The organism is Clostridia bacterium (assembly GCA_017410375.1).
Lineage (GTDB): Bacteria > Bacillota > Clostridia > RGIG6154 > RGIG6154 > RGIG6154.
In genome coordinates this window covers 91511-108159 of the sequence record JAFQQW010000024.1, presented here as the reverse complement: position 1 = coordinate 108159, position 16649 = coordinate 91511, and the positions used below count along the sequence as shown (strand labels likewise).

At 42.1% G+C, this 16649-nt stretch carries 17 protein-coding genes; 15 read left to right on the top strand and 2 right to left on the bottom strand.

Annotation, left to right across the window (positions count from 1 at the left end; translation table 11 throughout):
- Window positions 1-43 precede the first annotated feature (43 nt).
- Genes IJE10_04165 through IJE10_04150 form a run of 4 tightly spaced genes read left to right on the top strand, consistent with a single transcriptional unit; the run spans window position 44 to window position 2875 of the window.
- Window positions 44-709: an HAD family phosphatase gene (locus tag IJE10_04165; GenBank protein MBQ2967303.1), complete on the top strand. Its 666-nt coding sequence runs from the start codon at window positions 44-46 to the stop codon at window positions 707-709.
- Between the two features lie 24 nt (window positions 710-733).
- Entirely contained in the window at window positions 734-1204 is a 471-nt protein-coding gene (gene rnhA / locus IJE10_04160) for a ribonuclease HI (GenBank protein MBQ2967302.1), read from the top strand.
- A gap of 53 nt (window positions 1205-1257) precedes the next feature.
- Complete coding sequence (locus IJE10_04155) at window positions 1258-2529, top strand: DNA repair protein (protein MBQ2967301.1); 1272 nt, start codon at window positions 1258-1260, stop codon at window positions 2527-2529.
- Window positions 2530-2539: 10 nt separating this feature from the next.
- Entirely contained in the window at window positions 2540-2875 is a 336-nt protein-coding gene (locus tag IJE10_04150) for a YolD-like family protein (protein ID MBQ2967300.1), read from the top strand.
- 29 nt (window positions 2876-2904) lie between these two features.
- Here the strand turns inward: IJE10_04150 and IJE10_04145 are convergent, their stop codons facing one another.
- Window positions 2905-4992, bottom strand: coding sequence for a hypothetical protein (locus tag IJE10_04145; protein ID MBQ2967299.1), 2088 nt, complete (start codon window positions 4990-4992; stop codon window positions 2905-2907).
- Between the two features lie 201 nt (window positions 4993-5193).
- On the opposite strand from IJE10_04145, the gene IJE10_04140 reads away from it, so the two are divergent.
- Genes IJE10_04140 through IJE10_04100 form a run of 9 tightly spaced genes read left to right on the top strand, consistent with a single transcriptional unit; the run spans window position 5194 to window position 12498 of the window.
- A complete protein-coding gene (locus IJE10_04140) occupies window positions 5194-5889 on the top strand; it encodes a sugar transferase (protein MBQ2967298.1) in 696 nt (231 codons plus the stop codon).
- A 1-nt stretch (window position 5890) separates the two neighbouring features.
- Complete coding sequence (locus tag IJE10_04135; protein ID MBQ2967297.1) at window positions 5891-6658, top strand: glycosyltransferase family 2 protein; 768 nt, start codon at window positions 5891-5893, stop codon at window positions 6656-6658.
- Window positions 6655-7689, top strand: a complete 1035-nt coding sequence (locus tag IJE10_04130) for a glycosyltransferase (protein MBQ2967296.1) — start codon at window positions 6655-6657, stop codon at window positions 7687-7689. Before IJE10_04135 ends, IJE10_04130 begins: the two co-directional genes overlap by 4 nt.
- Window positions 7690-7709: 20 nt before the next feature.
- Window positions 7710-8903 (top strand): alanine racemase, encoded by a 1194-nt coding sequence (gene alr, locus IJE10_04125; GenBank protein MBQ2967295.1) that lies wholly within the window; start codon window positions 7710-7712, stop codon window positions 8901-8903.
- Window positions 8904-8918: 15 nt separating this feature from the next.
- Entirely contained in the window at window positions 8919-9737 is an 819-nt protein-coding gene (locus IJE10_04120) for a hypothetical protein (GenBank protein ID MBQ2967294.1), read from the top strand.
- Window positions 9738-9783: 46 nt separating this feature from the next.
- Window positions 9784-10635 (top strand): MBL fold metallo-hydrolase, encoded by an 852-nt coding sequence (locus tag IJE10_04115; protein ID MBQ2967293.1) that lies wholly within the window; start codon window positions 9784-9786, stop codon window positions 10633-10635.
- A 1-nt stretch (window position 10636) separates the two neighbouring features.
- On the top strand, window positions 10637-10855 hold the full coding sequence (locus IJE10_04110) for a DUF3006 domain-containing protein (protein MBQ2967292.1): 219 nt from the start codon (window positions 10637-10639) through the stop codon (window positions 10853-10855).
- Entirely contained in the window at window positions 10842-11621 is a 780-nt protein-coding gene (murI, locus tag IJE10_04105) for a glutamate racemase (GenBank protein MBQ2967291.1), read from the top strand. Before IJE10_04110 ends, murI begins: the two co-directional genes overlap by 14 nt.
- Entirely contained in the window at window positions 11614-12498 is an 885-nt protein-coding gene (locus IJE10_04100; protein ID MBQ2967290.1) for a radical SAM protein, read from the top strand. The genes murI and IJE10_04100 overlap by 8 nt, the downstream gene beginning before the upstream one ends.
- Before the next feature lie 185 nt (window positions 12499-12683).
- Here IJE10_04100 and IJE10_04095 read toward each other — a convergent pair whose 3' ends face one another.
- Entirely contained in the window at window positions 12684-15278 is a 2595-nt protein-coding gene (locus tag IJE10_04095; protein ID MBQ2967289.1) for a calcium-translocating P-type ATPase, PMCA-type, read from the bottom strand.
- 252 nt (window positions 15279-15530) lie between these two features.
- On the opposite strand from IJE10_04095, the gene maf reads away from it, so the two are divergent.
- Window positions 15531-16100: a septum formation protein Maf gene (maf, locus tag IJE10_04090; protein MBQ2967288.1), complete on the top strand. Its 570-nt coding sequence runs from the start codon at window positions 15531-15533 to the stop codon at window positions 16098-16100.
- A complete protein-coding gene (locus IJE10_04085) occupies window positions 16097-16645 on the top strand; it encodes a hypothetical protein (GenBank protein MBQ2967287.1) in 549 nt (182 codons plus the stop codon). Before maf ends, IJE10_04085 begins: the two co-directional genes overlap by 4 nt.
- Window positions 16646-16649: the final 4 nt, after the last annotated feature.

Sequence of the window (16649 nt, the reverse complement as noted above, 5' to 3'; positions counted from 1 at the left end):
TGTGTTACAATAAAGGTATAGCTAAAAAGGAGGAACTGACAAAATGATAAAAAATATTAAAGGTGCTATATTTGACATGGATGGAACACTGATTGACTCTTTAATATTGTGGGATGTAATCTGGCAAAATTTTGGTGATATTTATTGTGACGGCAGGACATTTCAGCCGTCAGAAGTCGATGATAAAAGATTTCGGACAATGATTTTAAAGGATATTATGCAAGAAGTACATGAAAAGTACGGCATCGGAGCAAGCGGAGACGAATTACTGAAAACAACAAATGAACTCATTACAAAGTTCTATATGGAGGAAGTACAGCTCAAAGAGGGCGTCCTGGAGTTTTTGGAGTATTGCTACGAGCACGGAATAAAAATGTGTATTGCCTCTGCATCCGAGATGCAACTTATCCGACACGCTGTAAAGCACTGTAACATCGGCAAGTATTTTGTAGCGATTCTTTCTTGTGCTGAAATTGGCAAGGGTAAAGATGAGCCGGATATATACCTTAAAGCGTTAGAATGCCTTGGTACCAAGCCGAATGAAACATGCATATTTGAAGATTCGCATGTGGCAATTGAAACAGCAGACAAACTGGGCGTTCAAACGGTTGGTATTTACGACAAGTACAATTACGGGCAGGACAAAATCCAAAAGATGGCTACAGTGTACATAGGTGATGGCGAATCCCTGAAAAAACTGATAAATTAAAAAGATATTCGGAGGGAAAGACCAATGAAAAAAGTAAAGATTTATACCGACGGCGCTTGCTCGGGCAATCCCGGTAAGGGCGGATATGGCGTTATTTTGGAGTATAACGGCAGACAAAAGGAACTTTCGAAAGGGTATCGGAAAACAACCAATAACCGAATGGAACTGATGGCAGTGATTGCGGGTCTTTCCGCCCTTAAGGAACCTTGTGAAGTAGAAGTTATCAGCGACTCGAAATATGTGGTGGATGCCATTTTAAAAGAATGGGTATATACCTGGGAAGAAAAAGGTTGGATTAAATCGGACAGAAAGCCCGTTTTGAATGTGGACTTGTGGGAAGAACTGCTTTTCCTGATTGAAGGGCATGCCGTTACGTTCCGTTGGGTAGAGGGGCATGCGGGACATCCCGAAAACGAACGCTGTGACCGTCTTGCGGTTGCGGCATCGCAGGGGACAAGCCTTGAAATTGACGAAGAATATGAAGAAAACAATTAAGCAATAATAGGGACATCAGGGATGTCCCTTTTTAAACAAAAGGAGGTGGTAAGATGAAAGACAGACAGTATCTTTGCATAGACTTAAAAAGCTTTTATGCATCGGTAGAGTGTGCCGACCGGGGATTAGATCCCATGACCACAAATTTAGTTGTAGCAGACCCGGAGCGGAGTGATAAAACCATCTGTTTAGCCATCACGCCACCTATGAAAAAATTAGGCATTCATAACCGCTGTCGGGTGTTTGAAATTCCCGATAATGTTCAGTATATTACTGCACCTCCGCGCATGAAGCGGTATATTGAATATGCGGCTGAAATTTATGCCATTTACTTAAGCTTTGTGTCAAAGGACGACATTCATGTGTATTCCATTGATGAAGTGTTTGTGGATGTTACCGACTATCTGTTTTTGTATCATACCACCGCAAAGGAGCTTGGAAAAGCCATGATGGAAGCGGTGTATAAAAAACTGGGCATCCGTGCCACCTGCGGTATCGGTACAAACTTATATCTTGCCAAAATTGCACTGGATATTACGGCAAAGCACGCGCCTGATTTTATTGGCGAACTGACCGAAGAAAGCTACCGCAAAACCTTATGGCGGCATACGCCCATTACCGATTTCTGGAGGGTGGGCAGAGGCGTTGCCAAGCGGTTGGAAAAAATGGGTATTTATACTATGGAGGGCATTGCCAAAGCGGATGAAGCCTCTCTTTACAAGATCTTCGGCATTGATGCAGAGCTTCTGATTGACCATGCCTGGGGCAGAGAGCCGACCACCATGGAGGATATAAAAAATTATAAGCCCAAAACCACTTGTATGGCATCTGGGCAGGTTTTGATGCGCGATTATGGCTTTGATGAAGGTAAGCTGATTGTAAAAGAAATGATGGATTTGATGTGTCTGGACATGGTGGATAAAAAAGTGATGACCAAGTCGGTGACCTTGCATGTGGGGTATTCCAATACAGAAAAGGTCGCGCCTGCACACGGGAGTTTTCTTTTGGACATACCGACCAGCGCAGATGTGGTGCTGATTCCGGAAATTGTGGCGCTGTATGAGCGGATTGTGAATCCGGAAATTCCGATTCGGCGCATGAACATTACATGTAACGGGTTAACAGATGAATGCGAAACCTTTACACAGCTTTCGCTGTTTGAAGAGCCAAAGGATACCGAAAAAAATAAAAAAATTCAGCAGGCGGTGCTGAAAATAAAAAATCAGTTTGGGAAAAATGCAATTTTTAAGGGTATGAATTTGACTGAAAGCGCAACAACGTTAGAACGTAACCGTCAGATCGGAGGGCATAAAAGTGGCGAGTAGCAGAGGAAAAATGCCGAGAGAAGAACGCGCAAAGCAGTTTTCGCCTTTTGCAGCGCTAAAAGGATTGGATGAAGCGCTGAAAGAAAAGGAGCGAATTGTAGTAGATCGTATTGAACTGTCGGAAGAAACCGGAGAGGCACTTTCGTATAAGCTGAATCAGGTTGAGCGTGGTATGACCTTAAATGTGATTTATTACTCAGATGGCGAGTATGTGTCGGTAGAGGGCAGAGTAACCGGCTTTGATACTGTTTATAAAGTGCTGACTGTGGTAAAAACAGAAATTCCGTTTTCAGATATTTATGACATAAGCGGAGAACAAATTGAAGAATATGATATTCCTTTTTAAACCAAAGACCGCCGAATGGCGGTCTTTGGTTATAATATTATTTTGATGTTTGCGGGTGCTGTGTATTGAATATCCATTTTATCGTTGTTCTTTTTAACCGAAACAAAAATTTCACCGTGCGGTGTGGGTACAGTACCCTCTGCAAAGGAAAGATGTCCTAAGTTGGGCTTGATTTCTACCTCGGTAAAACCAATATTTTTTTGTTTAACACCTAAAATGCTGTGATGGAATTCGTAAAGTGGGGTAGCACTCCAACCGTGACATTCACTTCGGGGCTTATCCGGGTTTTCGCACCAGGCGGTACAGCCTTCGTCCAGCATGGTCTGAAAAGCGTTAAAAAGCGGAAAAGCCTGATTGTAAAGTCCTGTTTTTTCCAACGCACGGAACAGGAAAAAGCCCATGGAAAAGCTGCAGGCGGTGGTTTCGGGTGCCATCATTTTTTCAACCAGCTTCTTTGCGGTATCACCTGTGTCTATTTCGGTTAAGATTGCCCACAAGGCGGTGTGCTGACTGTTCTCGGGGTTGGTTAAAGTGTCATTATAATACTGTTTTTCTTCGTTCCAAAAGGCGTTTTTTATGTTTTGATTTAATGCGGTTCTTCGGGAAGCGTATTCTTCCGAAAGTCCTGTTCTGCCGGTGGCTGTTGCAAGCGCCTCGGCACATTTTAAACCCATGGAATACTGCATGGAATACACGCAAATGGGTTCTTTAACGCCTTTGTTCGGCACACCGTTGTCCCAGTCGCCTGCCCAGTCTAAGTAAGGCCAGTAGGTGGATTTCACTAAACCGTTTTCTAAGTTGTTGTCGAAATAGCAAAGAATTTTGTCAATCGTTCCCATATACGGCTTTACAAACGAAATGTCATTGCTGTACTGATAATATGCGTGCAGTAACATAATCCAATAAATAGAAAAAGTAGGAATAATCTGGTAAAAACGAGAAGGGTAGTTGGCAAGCAGTAAACCGCTCGGCTGCTGAGACTGTGCAAGGTCGGAAATCATTTTTTTCACAATGCGTGTATCGTCCGAAATCTGCAGAATATACGTTGCTTCCAAAAAACTGTCCATATCGTATTGCTGTTGCTCAAAATACGGGCAGTCTACTACGATTTCATGGCTGCAGCAAAGGAGTGTATTTAAACTGGTCTCCCACATTTTATTGTAATTTTCATCAGAGCACTTAAACGTACCCTTGATGTCAAAGGGATAAAAATAGGGCATGAATTCGATTTTAAGGTTTATAGCATCAGGATGTGCACAGGTGGTTTCGATAAAGCGGAACGCTCTGTACCACCAGAATTCTACTTCCTGCATTTCGCCGTTTAAAACAATGTAGTCAGCAGGGCCGGTTAAAAAGCCTGTGCTGTCATCCCGCTGTCCTTTTTCAAAGGTCCAGCCCTCGGCACTTTTCAAATAACATTCACCGTAGACCAGCTTTAAAGTGTCTCCCTTTTGTCCCTGAACGGTAACTTTTACTTTCGCGGTTACATATTTTCCTGCATCATAATGTGCGCCATATTCGATTTTCTTTACAAGCTTTGGCTGTACCGATGCATGCGTTCGCATTTTGGGAATGGGACGTGGAGATAAGCGAAACAGATTAAACAGTCCTACCTGGTCAGCGGAATTGCTGTCTGCATAAGCTTCCTTGATTTCCGATGCAGTTAAAGGAATTTCTTTGTAGGGTATGGTGTGTTTTTCCATAGGTCCCGTGGAAAACATAACCAGGTCTCCTTCAAAAAAGTCTACCCCTTCCACCAGAGCAACAGACCAGCTTTTATCTGTGCCGAAAAGAAGTGTTTCTCCTTCAAAAATTTCTGCCCAGAGCATGGGTTTTAGGGAGGTGAAGGCGGTGGTGAAATGGTCGCCTGTAATGTGCATAACATCTACGCAAATTTGGGTATCGCCTTCTGCCGTAAATTCTACTGTTTCATAAAAATGCTCAAAACGGGTACCTTGACAAGGTCCCTCACACATATATTTTCCGTTTATGTAAAGCTTATAGCGGGTAGAAGCACTAAGACGCAAAGAAAGCTTTCCCTGGTGTGAAAAGCGCTTTTGAAATCTGTATAATCCGTTGCCGTTGATTTTTTCCTGAATTTCAATCCATTTGCTCATTTGAGTTCCTCCGGGTTACTATAGAATGATTTTGCTGAATTCATTATAATCCAAAGTTGACATTCCGTCAATGGGTAACTTTTATTTTTGAAAAAATAGTAAAAAACAGGACGTTTTTATTTGCATTTCTTAAGAATTTGTGCTATACTTAAAAAGGTGTATCATAATGTTTTGTAAAACAAAATTTAAGGAGTTAAATTTATGTATTTAAAGTTCGGAAAACGGCTTTTGGATAGTATGCTTTCGCTACTTTTGATTGTGTTGCTTTGCTGGCTGTATGTGGCAGTAGCGGTTGTTGTGCGCATAAAGCTCGGAAGTCCTGTTTTCTTTAAACAACCCCGCCCCGGAAAAGACGGCAAGATATTTTACATTTTAAAGTTCAGAACTATGTTGGATGATCTGGATGCAAACGGTGAGCTTTTGCCGGATGAGATGCGACTTACAAAATTCGGTAAGTTTTTGCGCAAAAGCTCATTGGATGAGTTGCCCGAACTTTTTAACATTTTGAAAGGAGATATGAGCTTTATAGGACCTCGTCCGCAGTTGGTAAGGGATATGGTGTTTTTCACCCCGGAAGAAATGCAGCGTCAATCGGTTTTGCCGGGACTTACAGGTCTTGCACAGGTTAATGGCAGAAATTCCATTTCCTGGGAAGAAAAAATAAAGCTCGATTTAGAGTATATTCAAAAAATTACCTTTTGGGGTGATTTGAAAATATTCTTAAAAACATTTATTACAGCATTTATTCAGCAGGACGGTATTAATAGTGAAGGCCTTGCAACAGCTAAAGATTACGGCGACCATTTACTGGAGCAGGGAAAAGTAACCCGCGCAGAATACGATGCTTTGATGCAAAAGGGCAGAGAAATGGTTGCGGAATTTAAAAAGGGGGCATAAAATGGTATCGGTTATTATGCCGGCATATAACAGCGGAGCATATATTCAAGATGCTGTTACCTCTGTGCTGAATCAGACGTATGAGAATTTCGAGCTTTTGATTGTGGACGATGCGTCTACAGACAACACCGAAGAAATTATACGAATGTTTAATGATTCAAGAATCCGCTATTTTAAAAATAACAGTCGAATGGGTGCGGCAATTTGCCGTAATTTTGCTTTGCGGAATGCAAAAGGCAAATATGTTGCTTTTTTAGACAGTGATGATTTATGGCTACCTGAAAAACTCGAGAATCAGATTGCATTTATGGAACAAAAAGGGTATGCTTTTTCGTATACTGCCTATGAAGAAATGGATGAAACGGGCAATCGGTCGGGCAAGCGTGTTTCGGGACCCGAAACAGTTTCTGAACGCGGCATGTATGCGTATTGCTGGCCCGGATGCCTTACGGTTATGTATGACAAAGCTCAGCTTGGGGATCTGGAAATATATCCCATTGAAAGAAATAACGACTATGCCATGTGGCTAAAGTTGATAAAAAAAGCCGATTTACATTTACTGGACGAATGTTTAGCGGTATACAGAAAAAGAACAGACTCGGTATCAGGGCAAAAACTTTCGGTTTTAATCCGTTATCATTATCTGTTATATCGGCTGTGTGATAACAGAGGAAAATTTCAAAGCATCCTATTAACAGGATTAAATATGATATGTGGAGTATATAAGAAATTGTGGTATGCAAAAAGAACTGCAGGGAGTAAGAGATGAAAAAGAAAGTCGGAATTTTCGGACACTTCGGGTTCGGGAAAACAAAGCTGAACGGACAAACGGTGAAAACTTTGTCGGTGGCATATGTTTTAGAGCAGAACTTCGGCAGCGAAAATGTACTTAAAAAAGATACTGACGGCGGTTTCAAAAGCTTGCTTCGCATAATGAAAGATGCTTGTGTTTTGCAGAAGCAATGTAACAAAAAGGTTGTTTTGCTTGCACAAAACGGTTTAAGGCTCCTTTTGCCGATACTGTATGCTTTAAACGGCTTTTCGGGCAAAGACATGCATTTTGTAGTTATTGGCGGTTGGTTGCCTGCGTTTCTGAGTAAAAGAAAAGTGCTTGCCGGCATAATGAAAACGTTTTCAGGAATATACCCTGAAACCGAAGATATGGTACAAAAACTTCGGAATATGGGCTTTGAGAATGTATATCTTATGCCAAACTTCAAGCCTTTTGAAAATAAGGTGAACGCTGTTAAAAAAATGGTCTCCGATCCGGTTATGCTTTGTACGTTTTCCCGTGTGACGCAGGAAAAAGGCATTTTGGAGGCAATACAGGGTGTACAGTATGCCAATGAACACGGAAACCTTAACTACAGGCTTACGGTGTATGGTACAATCGAAGCAGATTACGAAACGGAGTTTCATAATCTGCTGACACAGTATAAGAATGTGGTGTGCTATGGTGGAGAGGTGCCGTTTGACCAAAGTGTAAAAACACTGAAAATGTTTGACGCACTTTTGTTTCCGACTTACTACGAGGGAGAAGGCTTTGCAGGCACATTGATTGATGCCTTTTATGCAGGGTTACCTGTCATTGCTACTGATTTTAAGTACAACAACAATTTTGTTTTTCACGAAAAAAACGGACTTTTAGTTCCGCCAAAGGATGCGGAGGCAATCGGGAAAGCTATACAGGAGTTGTTTGAAAAAAGAGATGTTGCCGTTTTCCGTGAAGAAAGCTTAAAGCTTGCGGACATGTACGGTGTGGAGCGAGCAAGTGCAGTTATTTTGGAGAATTTAGAATAATATTGGGAGTGAAATCAATGCTGACACAAAGAAAGCGCTACTGGGCAGAGGTTGACTTAGATGCAATTTGTCATAATTTTGAGCAGGTTAAAGCCAAAGTCAATAAAGATACAAAGATTTGCTGTGTGGTAAAAGCAAATGCTTATGGCCACGGAGCAGTTTGTCTTGCACCGCTCTATGAAAACTTAGGTGCAGATTTTTTTGCGGTTTCCAATATTGAAGAGGCGTTACAGCTTCGTGAAAACGGAATTCGCAAGCCAATTCTTATTTTAGGTTATACGCCTGCTGATTGCGTGGATTTGTTAGCCAAGCATAATATTTCGCAGTCGGTATTTTCTGACGAGTACGCAGAGAAACTGGCGTTTTGTGCAGAAGAAAAAAAGGTTAAAATCAAAATACATATTAAACTGGATACCGGTATGGGCAGAATCGGATTTGACGCCAAGCACGATTCCTGCTCCGAAGCTATTTTGAAAATATGTCAAAAGCCGGTATTTGACCCGGAAGGTATTTTTACCCATTTTGCTTTGGCGGACGGTGGTAAAGGCGGTGTTTCGTACACCGGAATGCAGTATGATAACTTTATGCGGACAGTAAATGAGCTGGAGCGTGCAGGGGTTAAGTTTGCCATAAGACATTGTGCAAATAGTGCAACCATTGCAGACTTTCCGGAATATCAGCTGGACATGGTGCGTGCAGGGATTGTGCTTTATGGCTTGCAACCCTCCGAAGAGGTGCAAAATCCTCTGGATTTAAAAGAAACACTTTGCCTTAAAGCGGTTATTTCGCAGATTAAAATTTTGAAAAAAGGTGATTCTGTAAGCTACGGTTGTACCTTTACCGCTGACCGGGATATGAAAATTGCAACAGTGCCGGCAGGATATGCAGACGGTTATTGGAGATCAAACAGCAAAAACGGCGCATATCTTCTGGTTAACGGTCATAGAGCACCCATCGTAGGACGCGTGTGTATGGATCAGCTTATGGTGGATGTGAGCGAAATTGAAACAATCAGGGTAGGTGATGTTGTAACGGTTATGGGCACAGAGGGTGTGGAAAAAATCGATGCGGAAGCATTAGCACGCCTGAATCATACAATTGGCTATGAAATCCTTTGTGCGGTGGGTGAGCGTGTCCCGCGTATATATAAAAAAGGTCAGGAAATTGTTGCAGTAAAAGACAGCATTGTAAGTGCAGGGCTGATTACCGAGTAAGAAAGGAAGCATTATATGGGAGAATCTAAAAAGGAACAGAGAAAGCAGGAGGCTCTTGAAATCCGGCAAAAGATGCGGAAAAACAAAGCCACATATGCAATCTTTATTATTCTTCGTATTTTTATTGTTCTGGTGGCAGTGGTTGCATTTATCCGTGGCAGGTACGAAAATGTATTTGTATGCCTGATGACAATGCTTTTAATGTTTGCACCTGCAATTATAAAGCATAAATTACAGGTTTCTTTGCCGTCTGTACTGGAAAGCATTATTCTGGTGTTTATTTTCTGTGCAGAAATTCTGGGCGAAATCGGAAGCTTTTATACCAAAATCCCGTTCTGGGATACAATGCTCCATACCGTAAACGGCTTTTTGTGTGCCGCCATCGGTTTTGCACTTTTGGATATCTTGAACCGGGACAGCAACATCAAAATGCAGTTGTCCCCGTTCTTTCTGGCAATTGTTGCTTTTTGCTTTTCTATGACGATAGGTGTACTTTGGGAATTCTTTGAATTCGGTGCAGATATGCTTTTGCATACCGATATGCAAAAAGACCATGTGTTTACATACATTTCTTCGGTTATGCTCAATCCCGATAATTTAAATCAGCCGGTGGTTATTGAAAATATCACACAAACAACCGTAAATGGCAGTGTTCTTCCGTTAAACGGCTATCTGGACGTAGGAATTTACGATACTATGAAGGATCTGATTGTAAACTTTATCGGAGCAGTTGTTTTCAGCGTTATTGGGTTCTTTTATGTTAAAACGCGTGGCAAGGGGAAATTTGCCAAACAGTTTATCCCTACTGTGGAATCGGATGAAACTGATGCATAAACCTTGTTTTTCACGGCAAGATAAGTGCATGAAGGGGGCGTTTATTATGAAGTTTAACCGTGCTTGTGCTGTAATCTTACTGTGTGTGATTCTTTGTTTATGCGGTTGTGCGCAGACAAGTGTCAGGGATGCTGTGTCTACAGAAGGAATTTTGGCGGTGCACATGATTGATGTGGATGATGCGGAATCCTTGTTTGTAGAACTTCCGGACGGAGAGACCTTGTTGATTGACGGCGGAGAGTCCTGGAATGGAGAAGATATTGTTGCTTATATCAGAAATCTTGGATATGAACGTATAGATACCGTAATTGCTACACATCCGCACAGCGACCATATTGGCGGACTTCCGCAAATTATAGCTTCATTTGATGTGGGACAGATGTACTTGCCGGATGTGGTGCATACCACAAAAACCTATGAACAGCTTCTGGATTTGCTGGAAACAGAAAATGTTACGGTTAAGCAGGCAAAAGCGGATGTTGTGTTGTATGATAAAGAATATAGCGGTGTTTTTTTAGCACCCTGCTCTGATGAATACAGCTCGCTGAACAATTATAGTGCGGTTTTACAGTTAAAGTACAAAGAAAAAACGTTTTTGTTTACTGGCGATGCGGAAAAGCTCTCAGAAAAAGAAATGTTAAAGCGTTACGGGAAAAAATTAAAAGCGGATGTACTCAAGGTGTGTCATCATGGCTCGGAGTCTTCAAGCTCTGAGAAATTTTTGCAGGCGGTTTCGCCTGAAATTGCTTTGATTTCAGCGGACGGACCGGAAGGAAAGTATGAAAATCCGGACGAAGAGGTTGTAAAGAGTCTCGAAAAAAATGGTGCAAAGGTTTACCGTACCGATTTGCATGGAAATTTGCTTTTGAAAACGGATGGTGTGTACTGGAGGAAATAAAATGCGTTATACAGTGGATCGCATAACTGAAAAGTTTGTAGTTTTACAGAATGATAATGGTGTCTCGGGGCAGGTGGATAAAGCACTCTTTAACTTTTTAGAAGAAGGAGATGTGCTGTCGGTAACGGTAGATTCTGCCGAAACCCATGCGACAAAAGACACTATGAAAGCAAAGCTTCACAGCTTGTTTCAGAAAGGACAGAAAGATGACGAAAGCTAACCAACCGATTGCGGTTTTAGATTCTGGAATCGGCGGTATCAGCGTATTAAAGGAACTGGTAAAGCTGATGCCTAATGAGAAATTCATATATTTCGGGGATTTTGACAATGCACCTTACGGTACGAAAACCATGCAGGAGGTGCGCGAAATTACGATAAAGAATACAAGAATGCTGATGGAAATGGGTGTAAAAGCATTGGTAGTTGCATGCAACACAGCAACCGGTGCAGCGGTGCGCGCATTGCGTGAAATGTATCCCGATTTTCCGCTGGTTGGCATTGAACCTGCGGTAAAACCCGCTGTAACAGAAAAAGCTGACCCGACCGTTTTGATTTTAGCAACGCCCCTTACCCTGAAGCAGGAAAAGTTTGAAGCACTTTTATCAAGGGTAGCAACCGATAATGCTGAAATAATCTGTCTGCCGTGTCCGGGCTTAATGGAAATTATTGATGAAGGTCATGTTTCGGGCGAAGAAATTGATAGCTACCTGCAAAATTTATTTAAGGATATCCCGAAAGATAAAATTGATTCGGTCGTGCTGGGCTGTACCCATTATCCGCACGCAAAAGAAGCGATTGTTAAAGCGCTTGGCGGAAATGTTAAGGTGTACGACGGTGGATTGGGCACCGCAAAAGAAGCAAAACGACGGATCGAATTACTTATGTTGCAGGCACCTGAAGAACAACAGGGAAGTGTGACATTTTTAAATTGTGACGGACATGAAGAAAAAATCCGCATTGCAGAGAGGTTTTTGTATGATGCATAGCTGTACGCTCTGTCCTCGAAATTGCGGTGCGGATCGCTCTAACGGACAGAAAGGTGTTTGCGGTGAAACGGAAACCGTAAGACTGTCCCGGGCGGCACTTCATTTTTGGGAGGAGCCTTGTATTTCAGGCAAAAAAGGCTCGGGGACCGTGTTTTTTTCGGGTTGCTCCATGCGTTGTGTATACTGTCAGAATCGGGAAATCTCCATGGGCGATGCGGGCAAAGCGGTATCCAATCAGCGTCTTGCGGACATTTTTATCGAATTGCAGGGAAAGGGTGCAGAAAACATCAATCTGGTGACCCCAACGCATTTTGTACCGCAGATTATATATGCGGTTAAGCTGGCAAGAGAAAAAGGCCTTTTATTGCCGATTGTTTATAACACAAGCGGTTACGAAACAGAGGAAACGATAGAAAGCCTCAGCGGAATTGTGGATGTCTATCTGACCGATTTTAAGTATATGTCTGCGCGGCTGTCTGAACAATATTCTAAAGCTTCAAATTATGCAGAGATTGCTAAAAAAGCAGTACATAAAATGGTTTTACATCAACCTCGTCCTGTTTTTGAAAACGGCATGCTGAAAAAAGGTGTCATTGTTCGCCACCTGATCTTACCGGGCTGTGTGATAGATTCCAAAGCCATACTTAAATATTTACACCAAACCTATGATGATAAAATTTTGCTGAGCATTATGCGACAGTTTACGCCTTATAAAATCCCTGCAGAATTTGCAGAGCTGAACAGAACGGTCACGGATGCCGAATATGCTAGTGTGATACGGTATGCATTGCGTATCGGCATAGAAAATGCGTTTGTTCAGGGAAAAGAGGCAGCAAAAGAAAGTTTTATTCCGCCATTCACATATGAAGGCGTATAAAAAGGGGCTGTAAATTTATTACAGCCCTTTTTTAGGGAATAGCAAAAACGCATTTATCAAAAGAAAACACGCGAAATTTTGCGTGTTTTCTTCATTTCGTGTCTTTCTCGTGCGTTTGCACAAACTTTGTTCGCCTTTATACTCGCGTTTTTGCGATTCGGACTTTTTTTACATTCCCTTTTATGTTATTTCTTTAAAATTTTTCGTACTGATTTTAAAAGCTGAATGACAAGGAATGTGCCGAAAGCAAATCCGTAAATACAAAGGACTTCAACAGTTTTTAATGTAGATACCTCAAATATACCGTGCAGGAACGGAATGAACAATACGGCATTCAGGCAGAGTAAGCCGATTCCGAAAGCATAAAGTAAGCTTTTATTGTTCAATAGTTTTTTGCTGAACCACAAAGGCATGTCTTGCTTACAGTTAAAGCCGTGGAAAAGACGGGATAAACAAAGCGTGGCAAAAGCCATGGTACTTGCTGTTTCAGGACTGCTTTGCAGACCGAACAAATAAGCGACAATTGTAGCAACAGAAATAACAAAGCCCTCAAGACCTATGCTTGCAAGGATTTTTTTCGTAAGAATAGATTGCTTTTTCGGACGCGGTTTTTCGAGCATTACCGCATCGTTATGTGGCTCCACGCCCAGGGCAATAGCCGGCAGGCTGTCGGTTAAAAGATTGATAAACAGTAAATGAACTGCCATGAACGGAACCGGAAGCGCGCAAAGAGATGCAAAAAGAACGGTGATAATTGCGGCAAGGTTGCCCGAAAGCAAGAATTGAATGGTTTTTTGAATGTTATTATAAATGTTTCTGCCATTTTCAATAGCTTTTACGATGGTTGCGAAGTTATCGTCAGTCAGCACCATAGATGCGGCATCCTTTGCCACTTCACTGCCGGTAATACCCATGGCAACACCAACATCTGCCTGCTTTAAAGCGGGCGCATCGTTAACGCCGTCTCCGGTCATGGAAACGATATAACCTGAGGACTGCCATGCATTGACAATACGGATTTTGTGTTCGGGTGAAACTCTGGCATACACAGCAACATCCTTTACAAAATCTTTCAGTTCTTCGTCGGTCATTTTTTCAATTTCTTTGCCCTCAACACCGCGCTTATCATCGGTTAAAATACCGATTTCTTTTGCAATGGCACAGGCGGTAATCAGATGGTCGCCTGTAATCATAACCGGCGTGATTCCTGCCGATTTACATTTCGCAACCGCATCCTTTGATTCGGCACGCGGCGGGTCCTGCATGGCAATCAGACCTAACAGAATGTATCCGTTTTCATCCTCTACGGTTATGTTTAAATCAGGAACATCTTTTTCGCAAACACAAAGTACGCGAAGTCCGTTTTCGGAAAAGGTAAGATTTGCTTGCATTACCTTTTCGGCATCCTCGGCTGTAAAAGTTTTTTTACCGTCAGCGGTTTTCATTTCTAAGATGCGGGGCAGCAATACGTCGGTCGCACCTTTGGTCAACATTTTGTAATTGGGGCCAATTTTGTGTACGGTACTCATCAGCTTACGGTGGGAGTCAAAAGGAATTTCCGCAAGTCTGGGATACTTTGTCTGTACTTCTTCATAATGAAGATTATGCTTATTTGAAAATTGAATAAGTGCAACCTCTGTGGGGTCGCCAATTTCCTGACCGTCCTTATCCTTTGCATCGTTACAAAGAGCACCGTCTATAACAAGCTGTGCCTGTCGCTCTGTAAGAGTGGCATCCTTGTCTACGATTTCTCCATCAAAAAACAGCTTCTGAACAGACATTTTGTTCTGGGTAAGCGTACCTGTTTTGTCCGAGCAGATAACAGAAACACTACCTAAACCCTCTACGGCTTGAAGCTTACGGATAATTGCATTTTCTCTGGCAAGCTTTTGTGTACCGCCACTGAGTACGATGGTAACGATAGAACTTAACGCCTCAGGAATTGCGGCAACCGCTAACGCAACAGCAAAAATAAATGCATCCTGCATCGGTTCACCGCGAAAAACGGAAAGCATAAATACCAAAGCGCAAATGAAGAGAATACCGATGGATAACACTTTGCCAAAGTTGTCAAGCGAAGCCTGAAGCGGAGTTTTCTTTTCTTTTGTGTTTTGGAGCAGAGTTGCAATTTTACCGATTTCGGTCTGCATGCCTATCGCCGTTACCAGAATGGTGGCTCTGCCGTAGGTGGCAAAGCTTCCGGAATACAGCATGTTTTTGCGGTCTCCTAAGGGTTTTTCTTCGTGTATATCGGTATCCTCTTTCTCTACCGGAACACTTTCGCCCGTTAAAGAGCTTTCGTCTGATTTTAAGCTGGCATTGTCTAAAATTCTGCCGTCTGCGGCAATGTAGTCACCGGCTTCAACAAGCACCACATCACCCACAACCAAATCACTTTTGTCAATTACCCGAAGCTGACCGTCACGATATACCTTTGCAGAAGGGGAGGACATTGCTTTTAAGCTGTTTAAGGAGGCTTGCGCTTTAAGCTCCTGAACCGTGCCTAAAATTGCATTGACGGTGATAACTGCCAGAATAACGACGGAGCTTTCTATATCGCCTAAAAACATGGAAATAACTGCCGCGATAATCAGGATAATAACCAAAAAATCTTTAAATTGACTTAGAAAAACAGCAATCAGGCCTTTTTGCTCGGTGTCCTTCAGTTCGTTTTTACCGTTTTTCTGCAACCGCTTTTGTGCCTCGTGCTCCGTAAGCCCTGTTAAAGAAGATTGTGTTTGCTTAACGGTTTCTTGCTTGGTTAAAGTGTAAAAATCCATAAAAAACTCCTTTCTGTAATAAAAAAAGAGACTTTTATTGCGAAATGCAATAAAAGTCTCGCTTTTTCAAAACCGATACGGATTGCTGTTATAGCAATCGTAATGACGACATCGGAATCCGCTTGGAAAACGGAAGCTACTCCCTTTTATGATTTCGTATTATATCATTAAAATATGCGAATGTCAATATTTTTATTGAAAATTTCAAAAAAATCTGTTACAATAATAAAAAAGAGCAAAGGACAAAAAGATATGCATATTATTTTAGCTTCTGCGTCGCCCCGACGACGTGAAATATTGGAAAATTTGGATCTGCAGTTTGAAATTGTGGTTAGTGATGCGGACGAAAGCTCGGACATAACAAATCCTGCCATGCTTGTGGAGGCGTTGTCTAAGCGTAAAGCAGAGAGTGTCTATCAAAGTCTTGGCAAGCCTGAAGATACATTGGTGATTGGCTGTGATTCGGTGGTGGTGTCGGGAAATGAAATTTTCGGAAAGCCAAAGGATGAAACGGATGCCAAACGCATGCTTTTAAAGCTTAGTGGGGATAAGCACAGTGTCATCAGCGGATTAACCCTTATTTTTAACGGAGATGTTTTAACTTCCCACGAGCAGACCTTTGTGCATTTTTCGAACGTTTCGGAAAAAGAGATAGATGCTTATATTGCAACGGGCGAATGCCGGGATAAGGCAGGGGCGTATGCGATTCAGGGAAAGGCGTCAAAATGGATAAAGGGCATAGAGGGCTGTTATTACAATGTAGTTGGTTTGCCTGTGCATTTGCTTTATACCATGTCAAAAGAAATGGGGGTCGCATTATGAAAAACAAAAGATTTTCCTGGGTACAGGTATGTTGGATTTTTATCGCCTTGATTTTAAGTCTGGGCGGTGTAATTGCTTTGATGAACCGTGATCACCGGCTTGTGGACGAATCGCAGATTTTAGGGCTGATTATGTTTGTGGCAGGTATGCTGAATCTCTTGGTTTCCTATAAAAAAAGCCACCATATTCATGGCTCGCATTGGCTGATGGCAGACGGCTTAAGTGCGGTCATGCTTTCTATCTTTCCGCTGTTTAATGAAATGGTTGTGCCAAATATGGTACCTTTCTTTTTCTGTGTATGGGAGCTGTTTTCGGGCATTTTGAAAATTTTAGACACGATAGAGCTTAAAGAAGCACACATTCATTGCTGGAAGGGTTTTGCGATTATCGGTTTTATCGAACTGATTTCGGGTGCTACATCGCTCATTAAACCTTTTGACGACCTGGTGGGTATTCACGAGGTTATTGCGTCTATTCTGTTCATCCAAAGCATCGGATTTTTGCTGAAGGCGATAATGTTTAAATATTTGTTCCACAGAAAATAAAAAG